This is a genomic window from Fulvivirga sediminis, assembly GCF_016757215.1.
Taxonomy (GTDB): domain Bacteria; phylum Bacteroidota; class Bacteroidia; order Cytophagales; family Cyclobacteriaceae; genus Fulvivirga; species Fulvivirga sediminis.
In genome coordinates this window covers 33692-47505 of sequence record NZ_JAESIY010000014.1, presented here as the reverse complement: position 1 = coordinate 47505, position 13814 = coordinate 33692, and the positions used below count along the sequence as shown (strand labels likewise).

Below are 13814 nucleotides of genomic sequence, written 5' to 3'. Positions count from 1 at the left end.
TTGGTGTATTAGGCCTATTGATTGATCATTTTAAAATCATTTTATTCGTGCTTCTTAAAAGAAGTTCATGAAAAAAAGAAAGCCTCCTGAATAATCTATTCAGGAGGCTTTCTTTTATCAAGATCAAATATCTTTTGCTTATATAATGCTTATCTCGAAGAATTTAGCCAATACTGTATTGATGAATAAGAAAGCAAGAATGAAAGGGCTCACCATTGTGATCATCACGTTAATAAACTTTTCCAGAAAAGAACCTTTATAATTCGGGTTTCCTTGAGCTATTTCGTCACTGAAGTTCTCTTTTTTCCATTTTACAGCTATAAATATAGACATCAAACAACCTCCTAATGGTAAGCTGACATCACTAAATACCTCTGCTACAAAGGTGAGGAAGTCTTTATCTCCATAAAAACCTAGCTTAGTGAAAAGCTCTACAGCTCCTTGAGATAGCATACTAGGTATACCTACCATAAATACTATTAAGCCAAGCAGCCAAACAGCTCTTTTTCTAGGCCATTTCTTTTCGTCTACCAGGTAAGCTACCGGTACTTCTAATAAACTGATGGTAGAGGTTAATGCAGCAAAGCATAAAAGAAGAAAGAATCCACCGCCTATTACTCTACCGATGAAAGGTCCCATAGCTTCAAACACCCCAGGGAGCACTACGAAAACGAGACCTGGACCTGCAGTAGGTTGTAGGTTTTGAGAAAAGATTAATGGGAAAATGAGCAAACCTGCAAGGAAGGCTACTCCGGCATCCATTACCGTAATCATAGCAGCGGATGATATAATATTATCATTTTTGCTAATATATGAGCCGTAGGTGATTAAAGCTCCCATACCTAATGAAAGAGAAAAGAAAGCCTGACCTAGTGCTGAGTAAAGAGCCTCTGCTCTAAAGGTGCTGAAGTCTGGTAGTAAGTAATATTTCACACCATCCATAGCGTTAGGCAAAGTGATGGCATATATAATAAGGCCTATTAGAATAATAAAAAGAACAGGCATTAATATTTTTGAAGCCTTTTCTATTCCTCCCTGCACACCTTTTACTACTATGAATGCAGTTATAATCATAAAGCAGAAGGAGAAAATAAAATTATCTGTAATATCAGCTACATAAGAGTTGAAAAAGTCAGAATAGTTGCCTTGTTTTAATAGTGATCCAAAAGATATTTCAAGGAAATAACCAAAAGCCCAGCCAGCTACTACATTGTAAAAGGAGAGTATCATCACTCCACATATAATTCCAAAGAGACCGATCATGCCCCATTTTCGCCCTCCTAATTTTTTATAGGAACCATAGGCGTTGGCCTGGGCTTTTCTTCCAATGGCGATCTCTCCAACCATAATTGGATAACATACCACTACCGTTAATATTAGATATATAACTAAAAAAACAGCTCCTCCATTTAAGCCTGCTTCGTAGGGAAATTTCCATATATTTCCTAGCCCTACTGCTGAGCCTGCAGCTGCAAAGATAAATCCTAATTTACTACTAAATCCTCCTCTGTTTGCCATAATGTATTTTAGTTTCGGGCGTTGAAAATATGTACATTTTATGATTATTCAAAAGAAAAAGACAACGCGAAGTTCTATTTCTATACAAAAGGTTATATAACGTTAATAAATCAGTAATATTACATGAAAATATAGGCCATTTCCATTCCACTAGGCTACCTTTGAAAAAAATAAAGGATTAAATCTCTCACTACTATTGGTGACTTTTAATCACTGAAATGGTCTAATAGTAAACCCCTTTATTCTTAATATTGCAGTGTGTAAAACATGGCGTATTAAATATTTGTATTTAGATATATAACCTCATTGGTTTTGAGGAAGAACAGGCAAAGGAATGGACTCATTAAGAAAATTAACCACAAAGGAAAAAGCTCTTCAGATAAATTTAAGCAAAGACATTTATGGATCTTTTGCGGAAATAGGAGCGGGGCAAGAAGTAGCTGCAAATTTCTTTAAAGCAGGTGGAGCATCAGGTACGGTAGCAAAAACTATGTCAGCTTATGACATGAGTTTTAGTGATGCCATATATGGGTACTGTGAGCGATATGTGTGTGAGCCCAGGTTAATGAAAATGCTGGAGCATGAATATGATTTACTCATAGAAAGATTGCCCCACAGAGCACCTAATACTAAGTTTTTTGCCTTTGCTAATACAGTAGAAGCACTTAATTATAAAAGGAGTAATCAGCCACATGGGTGGATAGGCCTTCGCTTTCAGTGTACACCAGGAGGTGAGTATAACGAGTGTGTTCTTCATGTGAAGATGAGTGATAATGATGTGCTCTTGCAGCAGCAAGCATTAGGTACCATCGGTGTTAACCTGATATTCGGTTGTTTCTTTTTTAAAGATGCAGAGCAGTTGCTAGAGTCTTTAATGGATGGCATTACTCCGGGCCGTATAGAAATAGATATGTTTAGGCTTAGCGGTCCTGATTATTCTCATGTAGATAACCGATTGATGAGTCTTAAGCTTGTGAAGAGTGGGTTCACTCATGCAGCCATGTTTGGACCTGATGGCAATGCTATGCAGCCCTCAGAAGCACTCTATAAGAAGAATGTTCTAATACTGAGAGGCCGCTTCAGACCGGTGACACATGTGAATGTGGATATGCTACTGGCCTCTAGGCGCCATTTTAAAAGGGAGCCAGATGTAGATAGAGACAAAATAGTGGTTCTTACGGAGCTCACGCTCAGTGACCTAAGAATGGAAGGTGAAATAGATGAAACGGATTTCTTAAATAGGGTGGATATCATTTGCTCGCTAGGGCAAAATGTGATGATATCTAATTATCCTGAATATTATAAGCTAGTAGATTATCTTTCTGAGATTACTAAAGGTAGAAAGATTGGTATCATATTAGGTATTTATAACCTTCAGCGCGTTTTTGAAGAGAAATATTATACAGACCTCAGAGGAGGTGTGCTGGAAGCATTCGGAACTTTATTTGGCAATAATGTGAAGATTTATGTGTACCCAGCTACTAAGCCAGATGAGGAGGGAGAGGAGCTGTACACATTGGATAACTTTGAGCTTCCATCTAAATTAAAGGGCTTGTTTGGTTATTTAATAGATAATGACAAGCTTGAAAATATAAAAGGAGCTAATGTAGATAACTTGCATATTATTTCTGATAATGTATTATCTATGATTAAATCAGGAGAAGAGGGATGGGAGGCCATGGTGCCCAGAAAAGTAGTGAGTGCAGTGAAGGAAAAATGCCTCTTTGATTATCCTTGTGATACAGATGTGTCTACTAAAGAATTGGTAGATAAGGAAAAACAAGGCTCCTAAAAAAAGGAGCCACTTTTTGATGCAGCATCTTCCATGAGCTCATGGGCTTTATCTTTTCCTAAATACTTATCTATTAATGAATGGATAATGTACAAGGTAGGTGTCATAATTATAGCTATTATAAATTTATAGGTATAATTAATAGTGCCTACCGATAATACCTGAATAAGAGACCATTTTGAGTCTTTTGCGGCTAATAGGTAAAAGGCTACAAATAATACCACAAAGCTATCTACCAACTGTGAAATGAGCGTAGACCCTGTTGCTCTTAACCATAGCTTTTTACTACCTGTTATGGCTCTCAGTTTATGAAACACGTATACATCTAGTAACTGGCCTATTAAAAAGGCTACCAGGGAGCCGATGATTATACGAGAACCCTGCAAAAAGACTTTATTAAAGGCGTAGTTGATGTTAAATCCATTACCTTCATCATCTGTGGCATTTACATCTAGCCAAAACTGAGCAGGTTTAAGCCAACTCACCACTGAAATAATCAAGAACATGTATATGATGAAAATAATAGTGAGGTAGCTGATTTTTTTCACCCCTTGCTTCCCAAAGTATTCATTAATGATGTCAGAAGTAACAAATACCACTGGCCATAGTACTACCCCGGCAGTTAGATTAAAATCAAGCACCCAGTCTCCGAGCATAGAAATTTGAGCAGGGGGTAGGCCTATAGTGTTTTCCAGAGAAAATATTTTAGTGCCTACTAACTCAGCTAATAGTGCATTGGTGAGAAAAATGCCTCCTAATATAATGAAGAGGTTGGTTTTCTTGTCTATGATATTTTTCATTTATTCAGGCACATGTGTAGATTCTCCTTCGGTAGCTAGGGAAGTGTTTTCAAAGACAGATTTAGCTTCATTTAAAAATGGAGATAGATCTTTGTATCTGGCAGAATAATGTCCGATAAGCAGGTGTTTTACACCCGCCATTTTGGCTATTGTAGCCGCCTGAGTCGTAGTGCTGTGAAAGGTCTTTTCTGCCCATATAGCTTTTTCTTCTAAGAAAGTAGCTTCATGGTAAAGTAAGTCTGCGTCAGAGATATAAGGGAGAATACTTTCATCATACTTAGTGTCTGAACAGTAGGCATAGGTTCTACTTTTTCTTGGAGGAAGGGTGATATCGCTGTTTTTATATAAAACATTGCCTTCATCGTCTATTATGTCAAGACCTTTTTTTAAGTCGCCTATTTGTGCTAAACTGATGTTCTCCGGAAGTTTCTCTTTATTCAGGCGAATAGGTTTGGGTTTTTCCTTAAATAAAAACCCACAACAGGCTATTCTATGGTTTAAGGGGAAGCTATGAACGGTGAGTAACTTGTCTTCAAAAAGCAATTCTGAGCAGTCATTTTGTAGCTCATGAAAATGGATTTTGTAATTAAGAGAAGTGTCTGAGTACTTCAGTTGTGTAGTAATAATCTCTTGAAGCCCCTTTTGCCCATAGATGAAGAGGTCATCTTTGCGCTGTAGCAAATGCATGGTGAAAATTAGGCCCATCAGACCTAAATAATGATCACCATGCAAATGACTTATGAAAATATGATTAATGCGTAACGCTTTACACTTATACCTTGAAAGCTGTATTTGTGTGCCTTCACCACAGTCAATAAGAAAATTATGACTTTTAACCCTTAATAGCTGGGCGGTATGGTGTCTGCCATACGCAGGTGTGGCTGAATTGGATCCGAGTATTTTTAGTTCGAAAGACAAATTTATAGGTTCAACTCAATGATCTTCTTCTCCTTCTTTCAGGTCGTTTTCTAATTCGTTCATAAACACAGCATCTACTGCTTCCTCTACAGTAGGCAGTATGTTTAAAACACTGTCTAGCTGAGATATTTTTATGAGTTTATGAGTATGTTCTGAAAGTCCTGCCAATACAAAAATACCGCTATCTTCCTGAATTACCCTGTTGCCTACTAATAAGGCACTTAAGCCAGAAGAATCAGTGTATTTAACTTCCGATAAATCAAGGATGATATTTTTTACCCCTTCCGCATGAGTGGTAATTAACTCTGACTTTAGGCTAGGAGCAATGCTGGAGTCCAGCTTTTCTTCATGTAGCTTCAATAAGCTATATTTATCTTGTTTATCTATAGTATATTTCATTTTTTTCTTTGGTTTAGTTGAGATACTTCTTCCTTAAACTGATATTCAGCTTACTGAGTTTTAATATATTCGAGAATTTTATTTTCAATACGTGTGTCTACGTTTGAATAATCTTGCTTATTTAAAACTTCTCCAGTAACCTTTTCAAAAAGCTCAAGATACCTATCAGAAATCGATTTTACAACCTCGTCAGTCATTTCAGGTACTGATTGTCCATCTTTACCCTGAAAGCCATTGGCTATTAACCATTGTCTCACAAATTCTTTAGATAGCTGCTTCTGAGATTCTCCGTTGTTTTGCCTGTCTGCATATCCTTCCAAATAAAAATACCTAGAAGAGTCAGGTGTGTGTACCTCATCAATTAGATAAATTTCATTGTTTAGCTTACCGAATTCATATTTGGTATCTACCAGGATGAGGCCTCTTTCTTTGGCTAATTCGGTTCCTCGTTCAAAAAGTGCAAATGTATATTTTTCTAGCTGTTCGTAGTCTTCTTGAGACACTAAGCCAGATTTTAAAATTTCTTCTTTAGAAATATCTTCATCATGTCCTTCGTGTGCCTTAGTAGTAGGGGTGATGATAGGTTGAGGAAGTTTGTCGTTTTCCTTCAGTCCTTCTGGTAAGGCTACACCACAAAGGCTTCTTTTTCCCTCTTTGTACTCTCTCCAGGCATGGCCAGCCAGGTAGCCTCTTATTACCATTTCTACAGGAAAGGGGTCACACATGAGTCCTACAGCTACGTTCGGGTCAGGACTAGCCTCTAGCCAATTAGGGCAAATATCACGGGTTGCCTCCAGATTTTTTTGAGCAACCTGATTAAGCACTTGTCCTTTAAAAGGGATAGCTCTAGGAAGTACTACATCAAAGGCCGAAATTCTATCTGACGCCACCATTACCATTTTCTTATCAAAATAGTAAATGTCCCGAACCTTGCCTCTGTAAAAGTTGGTCTGCCCGGGGAAGTTATAATTTGTTTCTTTAAGGGATTTCATAGGTGGCGCAAATTTAAGTAGCCGGGAACAGATTAAAAATTTATTCTTTTGTTTCTTGCTCTTCAAAAGGGCCGGAGTCAACATTTTTAAGCTTACCTCTGCTGTAAGTCTCTATTTTTTCCAGCTCTCCATTGTTATTATAATACTTCCAATGTCCTACTTTTCTGTTGGTTACATACTCTCCGTCTATCTCTAACTGGCCATTTTTATGATACGTTTTAAAGGAACCATGGGGCTTGTCGTTATGAAAACTCATGGAAGTTTTTACCTGTCCATTGTCATAATATTCAGTATGAGTGCCTTTTCTTAGATCAAATTGATATACAGTCTCAGATTCTTTTTGGCCATTTTCATGATAAGTAGATAATAGGCCGTTTAGCTTACCTTTATCATAGTTTTTGGTTTTCTTTTTATTTCCATTTTCATAATAATCAATCCATTGGCCATGAGCCTTGTCATTTTCGAATTTTTCGGTAGCTAATAAATGCCCCAGTGAGTCATAGCGCTCAATGGTGAGTGCCGAATTTCCTTTTGATAGCTTGTATATGGTTTTGATAGCATTATTATGATAGAATGACTTGCCTGCTTTTTTTCCTTCTGAATAATTGAATTGATGTTCGATAGAGCCATCAGCATAATAGCCGATATTTTCACCATCCATTAGGCCATTTTTGTAGTGTCCGATAAGCAGGGGCTTGCCTTCTTTAGTATAAGTTTTGAAAACGCCTGTTTTCTCCCCCTCTTCCATTTCTGATTCAGTTTCTATCTGGCCATTTTCATAGTAGGTTTTGTAATAGCCATTTAATACCCCTTTATGGTAGTTGCCTTCATTTAGCAGCTGCCCGTTTTCATAATACTCTTTTGTGATGCCCGATTGAAAACCTCCTTGGTAGGAAATCTCCTTTTTAATACTGCCAGCAGGGTAATATTCAAGAAGAGTACCATCAGGCTTACCATTTACGAAATACCCTCTGCTTTTAAGGCTGCCTGAGTCGTAGTAAATGTAAAGGCTATCAGCTATTTCATTATTCTGAAAGTTGGCGGTTTGAATGATTTTTCCGCTAGCGCTATAAACTACTACAGGCCCTTCTTTCTGTCCTTTATTGAACTTCATCTCTCTTTTGAGCTGACCATTTTCATAGTATTCTTTAAAAATACCATCTTTTACTCCTTGGGTGAAATGCCCCTCTACAGCTAATGATTCACTTTGAGGGTAAAACTTTTTGTAGATACCTTCAATGCCACCATCATCATTGCTAACATGGTAAACTTCTTTAAGTATGGTGCCCTCTTCATCATAAAATGTACGAACCTCTTTTTGAGCCTGTACAGTAAAAGGAATTATGAATATTAATAAGAATGAAAATTTAGCCATAAGTCAAAGATAGTGACATGATAAAATGAAAAAAAGCCTTTCGATGTAAACGAAAGGCTCATGATGATATTATTTGGAGAAAGTAAATGCCTTATTATACCTTTTCAATAACAATGGCTGAAGCACCACCGCCACCATTACAAATGCCTGCTACGCCAATTTTTCCTTGGTTTTGACTTAATACACTGTGTAAGGTTGTGATTATTCTTGCTCCTGAGCAGCCGAGCGGATGGCCTAATGCTACTGCACCACCATTTACATTGACCTTTTCAGGGTTAAGGTTGAGTTCTTTTATATTGGCCAGAGCCACTGCTGAGAAGGCCTCGTTAATTTCATAATAATCTACGTCAGAGGCATTTATTCCGGCGTGTTTGATAGCCTTAGGTATTGCCAAAGCCGGTGCAGTGGTAAACCATAAAGGGTCTTGTGCTGCATCTGCAAAGCCTGTTATTTTGGCTAACGGCGTAAGGTTAAGCTCTTTTAATTTTTCTTCGCTAACTAAAACCAGGGTAGAAGCTCCATCATTAATAGTAGAAGCATTAGCCGCAGTTACTGTGCCTTCTTTCGAGAAAACAGGCCTTAAAGAAGGGATCTTATCGAAGTTTACATTTTTGTATTCCTCATCCTGATCAAAAATAAGAGGTTCACCTCTGCGCTGTGGCACCTCTACGGGGATTACTTCTTCAGTGAATTTTCCTGCTTCCCAAGCTGCGGCTGAGCGTTTGTATGATTGGATGGCGTATTCATCTTGCTGCTCACGAGTTATTTTCATTTCGGAGGCTGTATTATCAGCGCAGTTACCCATAGGAAATTCGTTATAAGCTTCCCACAGGCCATCATGCATGAGTCCATCGATTAGCTGGCCGTGGCCATATTTGTAGCCGTACCTCGCTTTGGGCACATAGTAAGGCACGTTAGACATGCTTTCCATTCCTCCGGCTACTACCACATCATTTTGGCCTAGCATAATACTTTGAGCTGCTAGCATTACAGACTTCATGCCAGAGGCACAGACTTTATTTACAGTGGTGCACGGTATCGAGTAGCCTAGCCCTGCGCCTACTGCTGCCTGGCGAGCGGGTGCTTGCCCTAGCCCGGCAGAAAGGACATTTCCTAAAAACACTTCGTTAACGGCGCTGCCTTCTACACCTGCTTTGCTTAGAGCGGCTTTAATGGCTGTGGCGCCGAGTTGCACTGCTGTAAGGCTTGCCAGGCTACCTCCAAAGCTGCCAATGGGGGTTCTTATAGCCGAAACAATATAAACTTCTTTCATAATAGTATTGGTTTTAATGAGGGAATACTCGGTTGAGTAATCGGGGTAATTGTTTTGGAAACAATAGTGATTTCACTTCCCCTACTGAGCATGAGATGTGCTTAGCAGGAGAAGTGAAAAGTGCTTTTACCAGTCGGGCTTGCCAGATGATTTAGGCTGAGTAGCTTTATGCTTGTTTTGCTGGTAATATTGAATTTCTTTGTTTTTCAGGGCTTCAAGAATCATTTGAGCTTTCTCAGGAGGCATGTTCATTTCTTTAAGCTTTTTAGATACAGAGCTCATATTCTCTTCGTCTCCTTTTTTCTTATCGTTCTCTTCTCCTGCTTGTTGTTTTTCGTCAGCGTTTTCCTTTTTGGTGTCGTCTTGCTCTCCTTTCTTCTGCTCGTCGCCCTCTTTATCCTTTTCGTCAGGTTTGCCTTCTTTGTCTTGCTGATCTTTTTCCTGACCTTTCTCATCATCACTTTTCTGATCCTGATTTTCCTGGTCTTTATTTTCCTGATCGCCGTCCTTTTTGTCGTTATTGTCCTGATCCTTGTTTTCCTGATCTTTTTTATCTTGCTCGTCCTTATTTTCGTCGTTTTTATCCTTGTTCTGATCCTCGTTGTTTTGATCTTGCTTTTGTTTCTCAAGAGCTTTTTTTACCATTTCGTAGTTATAACGAGCCTCTTCATTAGTAGGGTCAGCTTTTAGAGCCTGTTTGAAATGATCTAAGGCCTCTTCATATTTCTTGCTCCTGTTAGCCATAATTCCCATCTGCTGATGAGCTACAGAGCTAACACTTTTATTATCGCTATTTATGATGCTCTCATAGTTATTGAGTGCGTTGGTGGTGTCTTTCTTTTGGAAATAGGCATTAGCCAGATTTAACGTAATGTTATCGTCTTCCATCTGCAAAGTGTCTAGCAGATAGTGATAGTTGTCAATAGCCTTGTCAAAATTTCCGCTGTTATATGCTTCTTTAGCTTCTTTTTTTAGCTTATTGATTTTTGCGATACGATCGAGCTCTCCAAAAGAGGAGCTTACCATTACTAAAACCGTGAGAACAAGGTATTTCATAGGTCTTTTTTAAATCTTAATCGTTTTTACAGAAACAAGTACGTCTAGTAAAATTAGTAAAAGTGCCGCAGCTAAAAAATAATAATAGCGATTAGCAGAAACATCTACCTGGCGGGTGTCTCTAAGTTCGCCTTCAATGTTGTTAATCGTATTGATTAATCTGGATACATCATTATTGCTTTCGTTGATTTCGAAATACTTGCCGTCAGTATCTTTAGCAAGTTGTCGTAAGGTGCGGCTATCTAATCGAGTTACTACATCCTTGCCTTCATTATTTTTTTTGTACCGACCACCTACCATAAGCTTACTGCCTTTTGAGGTGCCTACACCAAGAGTAAATAATTTAATATTCTGATCTTCTATTTCATTCACCACGTCCTCGGTGTCTTCTCCAAAATCTTCACCATCACTAATGAGCACTATTACTTTAGATTTTTGCTGGGTAATAGGAGAGTCTTCATTATTTAACTTATCTAGCGCCATGCGTAGCGGCGGGGCGAAGTCAGTACCGGCATTGGGAACCAAAGAGGTGTTTAAAGTTTCTATAAAGAGATTGAGAGCATTTTGATCAAAGGTGAGAGGGGCCTGCATAAATGCCTCTGAGGAAAATATGATAATGCCTATACGGTCCGAGTTAAAAGACTCAACAATATTTTTGAGCTCAAATTTCACTTTTTCTAATCTGGAAGGCTGTATATCAGTGGCATTCATAGATTGAGAAAGATCCATAAGCACAAAGATATCTTTACCAACAGATTTCACTTCTCTTTTCGTTTCTCCGAAAGAAGGCCCCATTAAAGCTATAAGGAGTAGGGAAAAGTACACAGTACGAACTACGGTTTTTATAAAAACCTGTCCGAAAGGGGTTCTTAATTTTCTGCCAACTCTAACTACCCTAATAATGTAGGTGATGTAGAATATGACAAAAAGTAATATAAAGGCCATTTCAAGGCCAGATAAGGAGTAAAGCCAGTTCATGATATAAAAACTTCCATTAATGATGGCAAAGAGGCAAATATATAAAAAGCTCTAACTGCACTCAAACACCAAGTCTATTAAATATAAGACTGGTCAAATAACGGGTTAAAAGCAGGTTTAGTTTGTAGGTTGAGAAATATTTTAAAAAAGTTTTAGGATGTATTTGGTAAAGTGAAAAGAGTTATGTTATATTTGCACTCGCTTTTAGGGAAAGCAGTGAGGACAAGAGCAAACGAGGGACGGCATACTGTTGGAAAAAAGCAAGAAATTACGGTTAACGAACCTTGGAGAGGTGGGTGAGTGGCTGAAACCAGCAGTTTGCTAAACTGCCGTACCTGTAAAGGTACCGGGGGTTCGAATCCCCCTCTCTCCGCAGATGAAAATAAGTTCGGGGCGTAGCGCAGCCCGGTTAGCGCACCTGGTTTGGGACCAGGGGGTCGCAGGTTCGAATCCTGCCGCCCCGACTAAAAAGAGTCAACAGCTCGCAAAAGCCTCTAAATCTTATGATTTAGAGGTTTTTTTTATTTTATCCTACCAATAATCAACATTAAATTTCATTAAAAATGTGCCCCATTCGGTGCCCCTTTTTTATCTTATATTTGGGGTACAGATAAGGGGTTAAATATCTGATTAATAGATATTTAATTCATTTTGTTTGCTGTCAAATATTTCTGTTTGATATCAAAAATACTTTTGATTAGGTGCCCCCGGGTCATCAAATAAAAACAAATTAATAGTTTAAGTATGATGAAAGGCCACACAAACACATTTGGAGTAGTTTTTTATTTAAGAAAATATAAGGCCAATAATGGCAAAACTCCAATCTATGCAAGAATTACAGTAAACGGTAAGAGAGTGGATATTTCTATTAAGCGCTCCATTGAGGAAAGCAATTGGAATACCAGCAAAGGCCTGGCTAGGGGTAATCGAGAGGATGTGAAAAATTTGAACAAATATTTAGAGCAAGTAAGAAGTAAAATAGTGCAGCATTATCAGAATATGGTATTGCAAAATAAACTGGTTACTGCAGAGGCTATTAGAAATGAATTTTTAGGAATTGATAAAAAAGAGCATACACTATGTAAGCTTATTGACTACCATAATACCGAAATGAAAGAGGTTTTGGCCTGGGGAACAATGAAAAATTATTTCACGACTCAGAAGTATTTGGAAAGGTTTCTGAAAAGCAAATGTTCAACAGCTGATGTATATCTGGCTCAGATTAATTATAAGTTTATTACGGACTTTGAATTTTTTCTTCGTAAAAGGAAGCCTAAAGATCATCATAAGCCATTAGGGAATAACGGTATTATGAAACATATGGAGCGTTTTCGTAAAATGGTTAATCTTGCGATACGTATGGAGTGGATGAAGCATGATCCTTTTGCAAAGTATCAACCAAAATTTATTAAAGTTGAAAGGGGGTATTTAACCGAGGAACAGTTGCATACAATAGAGCAAAAAAAGTTTAGTATTTCCCGGTTAGAGCAGGTGAAGGAGCTATTTATATTTAGTTGTTATACAGGTTTGGCTTATATTGATGTAGTGAACCTTACTCCTGATAATATTGCAAAAGGAGTAGATGGTGAATTATGGATTTTTACAAAAAGACAAAAGACCAGTAATACTATTCGAGTGCCGCTGTTGAAGCAAGCGCTTGATATTATTGAAAAGTATCAAGATCATCCTAAGGTGATGTATGAGCGAACTTTATTGCCCGGGATGTCTAATCAAAAATTAAACTCTTACCTTGAGGAAATTGCCGATTTATGTGGTATTAAAAAGAATCTTACTTTTCATTTGGCTAGACATACTTTTGCTACCACAGTAACTTTGAGTAATGGTGTGCCAATAGAATCAGTAAGTAAGATGTTGGGGCACTCTAAAATTTCAACTACTCAGATTTATGCTAAGGTGGTAGAACAAAAGTTGAGTGCTGATATGAGTAAATTAAAATCAATTATAAATAAAAATGATTGAAGGGAGTCCGATTATGATCGTTTTTTGAAACTTTTCAACTTACTCCTTTTCATACCTCAAAATAGTTTCATAAATTAGTTTCATAAATAAGTCTCACCAACCAACGTTAAATCAGACTTTTATGAACATAGGTTATGCCCGGGTTTCCACCCAAGACCAAAAGCTGGAGGTGCAACTTTCAGAGCTGCAGAAGTACGGCTGTGAAATGATATTTAAGGAAAAGCAAAGCGCCATCAAGGAACGTCCGGAACTTGATAAGATGATCAGCCATCTAAGGAAAGGCGACACCGTGGTAGTCTGGAAGCTAGACCGACTGGGTAGATCTCTTCGACACCTGGTGAATCTGGTAGGCTCTTTCAAAGATATGGGAGTAGACTTCGTGAGTATTAATGACAATATTGACACCACCACCTCACAGGGCAGATTAATGTTTAATCTCTTTGCCTCCTTTGCTGAGTTCGAAAGAGAAATGATAAGCGAGCGCACAAAGGCAGGACTAGCACATGCCAGAAAGTACGGGCGTAAAGGAGGGAGGAAGCCCGGTATTTCAAAAGAGGGTAAGATAAAGGCCTGGGCAGCACTGAAGCGTACTAGAGATTCAGATGTGCCTGTTTCTCAGATTCAAAAGGAACTCGGCCTGTCCAAAGCTACTTATTATCGGTATCTTCAATGGGCTGAAAATCACGAAAAAAAAGAGAATAACTTAAAAAAATGATTATTCAATTCCTGTAGT

General features: G+C 38.2%; 12 protein-coding genes and 2 tRNA genes. 5 read left to right on the top strand and 9 right to left on the bottom strand.

Features of this window, described 5'->3' with window-relative positions:
- Window positions 1-138: 138 nt before the first annotated feature.
- A complete protein-coding gene (locus tag JL102_RS20745; protein ID WP_202246387.1) occupies window positions 139-1518 on the bottom strand; it encodes a sodium-dependent transporter in 1380 nt (459 codons plus the stop codon).
- A 334-nt stretch (window positions 1519-1852) separates the two neighbouring features.
- Here JL102_RS20745 and JL102_RS20740 point away from each other — a divergent pair, with 334 nt between their 5' ends.
- Complete coding sequence (locus tag JL102_RS20740; protein WP_202246386.1) at window positions 1853-3310, top strand: TonB-dependent receptor; 1458 nt, start codon at window positions 1853-1855, stop codon at window positions 3308-3310.
- Here JL102_RS20740 and JL102_RS20735 read toward each other — a convergent pair.
- The 8 genes from JL102_RS20735 to JL102_RS20700 all read right to left on the bottom strand — a co-directional run bounded on the left by JL102_RS20735 (window position 3307) and on the right by JL102_RS20700 (window position 11101).
- On the bottom strand, window positions 3307-4110 hold the full coding sequence (locus tag JL102_RS20735) for a queuosine precursor transporter (protein ID WP_202246385.1): 804 nt from the start codon (window positions 4108-4110) through the stop codon (window positions 3307-3309). The genes JL102_RS20740 and JL102_RS20735 overlap by 4 nt on opposite strands.
- Window positions 4111-5028 (bottom strand): ribonuclease Z, encoded by a 918-nt coding sequence (locus JL102_RS20730; RefSeq protein WP_202246384.1) that lies wholly within the window; start codon window positions 5026-5028, stop codon window positions 4111-4113.
- Window positions 5029-5043: 15 nt separating this feature from the next.
- Window positions 5044-5427 (bottom strand): STAS domain-containing protein, encoded by a 384-nt coding sequence (locus JL102_RS20725; RefSeq protein ID WP_202246383.1) that lies wholly within the window; start codon window positions 5425-5427, stop codon window positions 5044-5046.
- A 50-nt stretch (window positions 5428-5477) separates the two neighbouring features.
- On the bottom strand, window positions 5478-6419 hold the full coding sequence (locus tag JL102_RS20720) for a phosphoribosylaminoimidazolesuccinocarboxamide synthase (RefSeq protein ID WP_202246382.1): 942 nt from the start codon (window positions 6417-6419) through the stop codon (window positions 5478-5480).
- Window positions 6420-6459: 40 nt separating this feature from the next.
- Window positions 6460-7794, bottom strand: a complete 1335-nt coding sequence (locus JL102_RS20715) for a toxin-antitoxin system YwqK family antitoxin (RefSeq protein WP_202246381.1) — start codon at window positions 7792-7794, stop codon at window positions 6460-6462.
- A 94-nt stretch (window positions 7795-7888) separates the two neighbouring features.
- A complete protein-coding gene (locus JL102_RS20710; RefSeq protein ID WP_202246380.1) occupies window positions 7889-9067 on the bottom strand; it encodes an acetyl-CoA C-acyltransferase in 1179 nt (392 codons plus the stop codon).
- Window positions 9068-9193: 126 nt separating this feature from the next.
- Window positions 9194-10123 (bottom strand): tetratricopeptide repeat protein, encoded by a 930-nt coding sequence (locus JL102_RS20705; RefSeq protein WP_202246379.1) that lies wholly within the window; start codon window positions 10121-10123, stop codon window positions 9194-9196.
- A gap of 9 nt (window positions 10124-10132) precedes the next feature.
- The gene (locus tag JL102_RS20700; protein ID WP_202246378.1) at window positions 10133-11101 is read right to left on the bottom strand and encodes a vWA domain-containing protein; all 969 of its coding nucleotides are present in this window, start codon (window positions 11099-11101) and stop codon (window positions 10133-10135) included.
- A 286-nt stretch (window positions 11102-11387) separates the two neighbouring features.
- Between JL102_RS20700 and JL102_RS20695 the strand changes: the two genes are divergently transcribed.
- The 4 genes from JL102_RS20695 to JL102_RS20680 all read left to right on the top strand — a co-directional run bounded on the left by JL102_RS20695 (window position 11388) and on the right by JL102_RS20680 (window position 13796).
- Window positions 11388-11474: transfer RNA gene (locus JL102_RS20695), tRNA-Ser, on the top strand.
- A 16-nt stretch (window positions 11475-11490) separates the two neighbouring features.
- Window positions 11491-11565 (top strand) — tRNA-Pro (locus tag JL102_RS20690).
- Window positions 11566-11845: 280 nt separating this feature from the next.
- Window positions 11846-13081, top strand: a complete 1236-nt coding sequence (locus JL102_RS20685; RefSeq protein WP_237390685.1) for a site-specific integrase — start codon at window positions 11846-11848, stop codon at window positions 13079-13081.
- A gap of 121 nt (window positions 13082-13202) precedes the next feature.
- On the top strand, window positions 13203-13796 hold the full coding sequence (locus tag JL102_RS20680; protein WP_202246377.1) for a recombinase family protein: 594 nt from the start codon (window positions 13203-13205) through the stop codon (window positions 13794-13796).
- The last annotated feature ends 18 nt before the right edge of the window (window positions 13797-13814 follow it).

Bases quoted from the DNA above. Each gene is read 5' to 3' on its own strand.
- JL102_RS20745 (WP_202246387.1), bottom strand. From the start codon at position 1,518: ATGGCAAACAGAGGAGGATTTAGTAGTAAATTAGGATTTATCTTTGCA.
- JL102_RS20740 (WP_202246386.1), top strand. From the start codon at position 1,853: ATGGACTCATTAAGAAAATTAACCACAAAGGAAAAAGCTCTTCAGATA.
- JL102_RS20735 (WP_202246385.1), bottom strand. From the start codon at position 4,110: ATGAAAAATATCATAGACAAGAAAACCAACCTCTTCATTATATTAGGA.
- JL102_RS20725 (WP_202246383.1), bottom strand. From the start codon at position 5,427: ATGAAATATACTATAGATAAACAAGATAAATATAGCTTATTGAAGCTA.
- JL102_RS20720 (WP_202246382.1), bottom strand. From the start codon at position 6,419: ATGAAATCCCTTAAAGAAACAAATTATAACTTCCCCGGGCAGACCAAC.
- JL102_RS20715 (WP_202246381.1), bottom strand. From the start codon at position 7,794: ATGGCTAAATTTTCATTCTTATTAATATTCATAATTCCTTTTACTGTA.
- JL102_RS20710 (WP_202246380.1), bottom strand. From the start codon at position 9,067: ATGAAAGAAGTTTATATTGTTTCGGCTATAAGAACCCCCATTGGCAGC.
- JL102_RS20705 (WP_202246379.1), bottom strand. From the start codon at position 10,123: ATGAAATACCTTGTTCTCACGGTTTTAGTAATGGTAAGCTCCTCTTTT.
- JL102_RS20700 (WP_202246378.1), bottom strand. From the start codon at position 11,101: ATGAACTGGCTTTACTCCTTATCTGGCCTTGAAATGGCCTTTATATTA.
- JL102_RS20685 (WP_237390685.1), top strand. From the start codon at position 11,846: ATGATGAAAGGCCACACAAACACATTTGGAGTAGTTTTTTATTTAAGA.
- JL102_RS20680 (WP_202246377.1), top strand. From the start codon at position 13,203: ATGAACATAGGTTATGCCCGGGTTTCCACCCAAGACCAAAAGCTGGAG.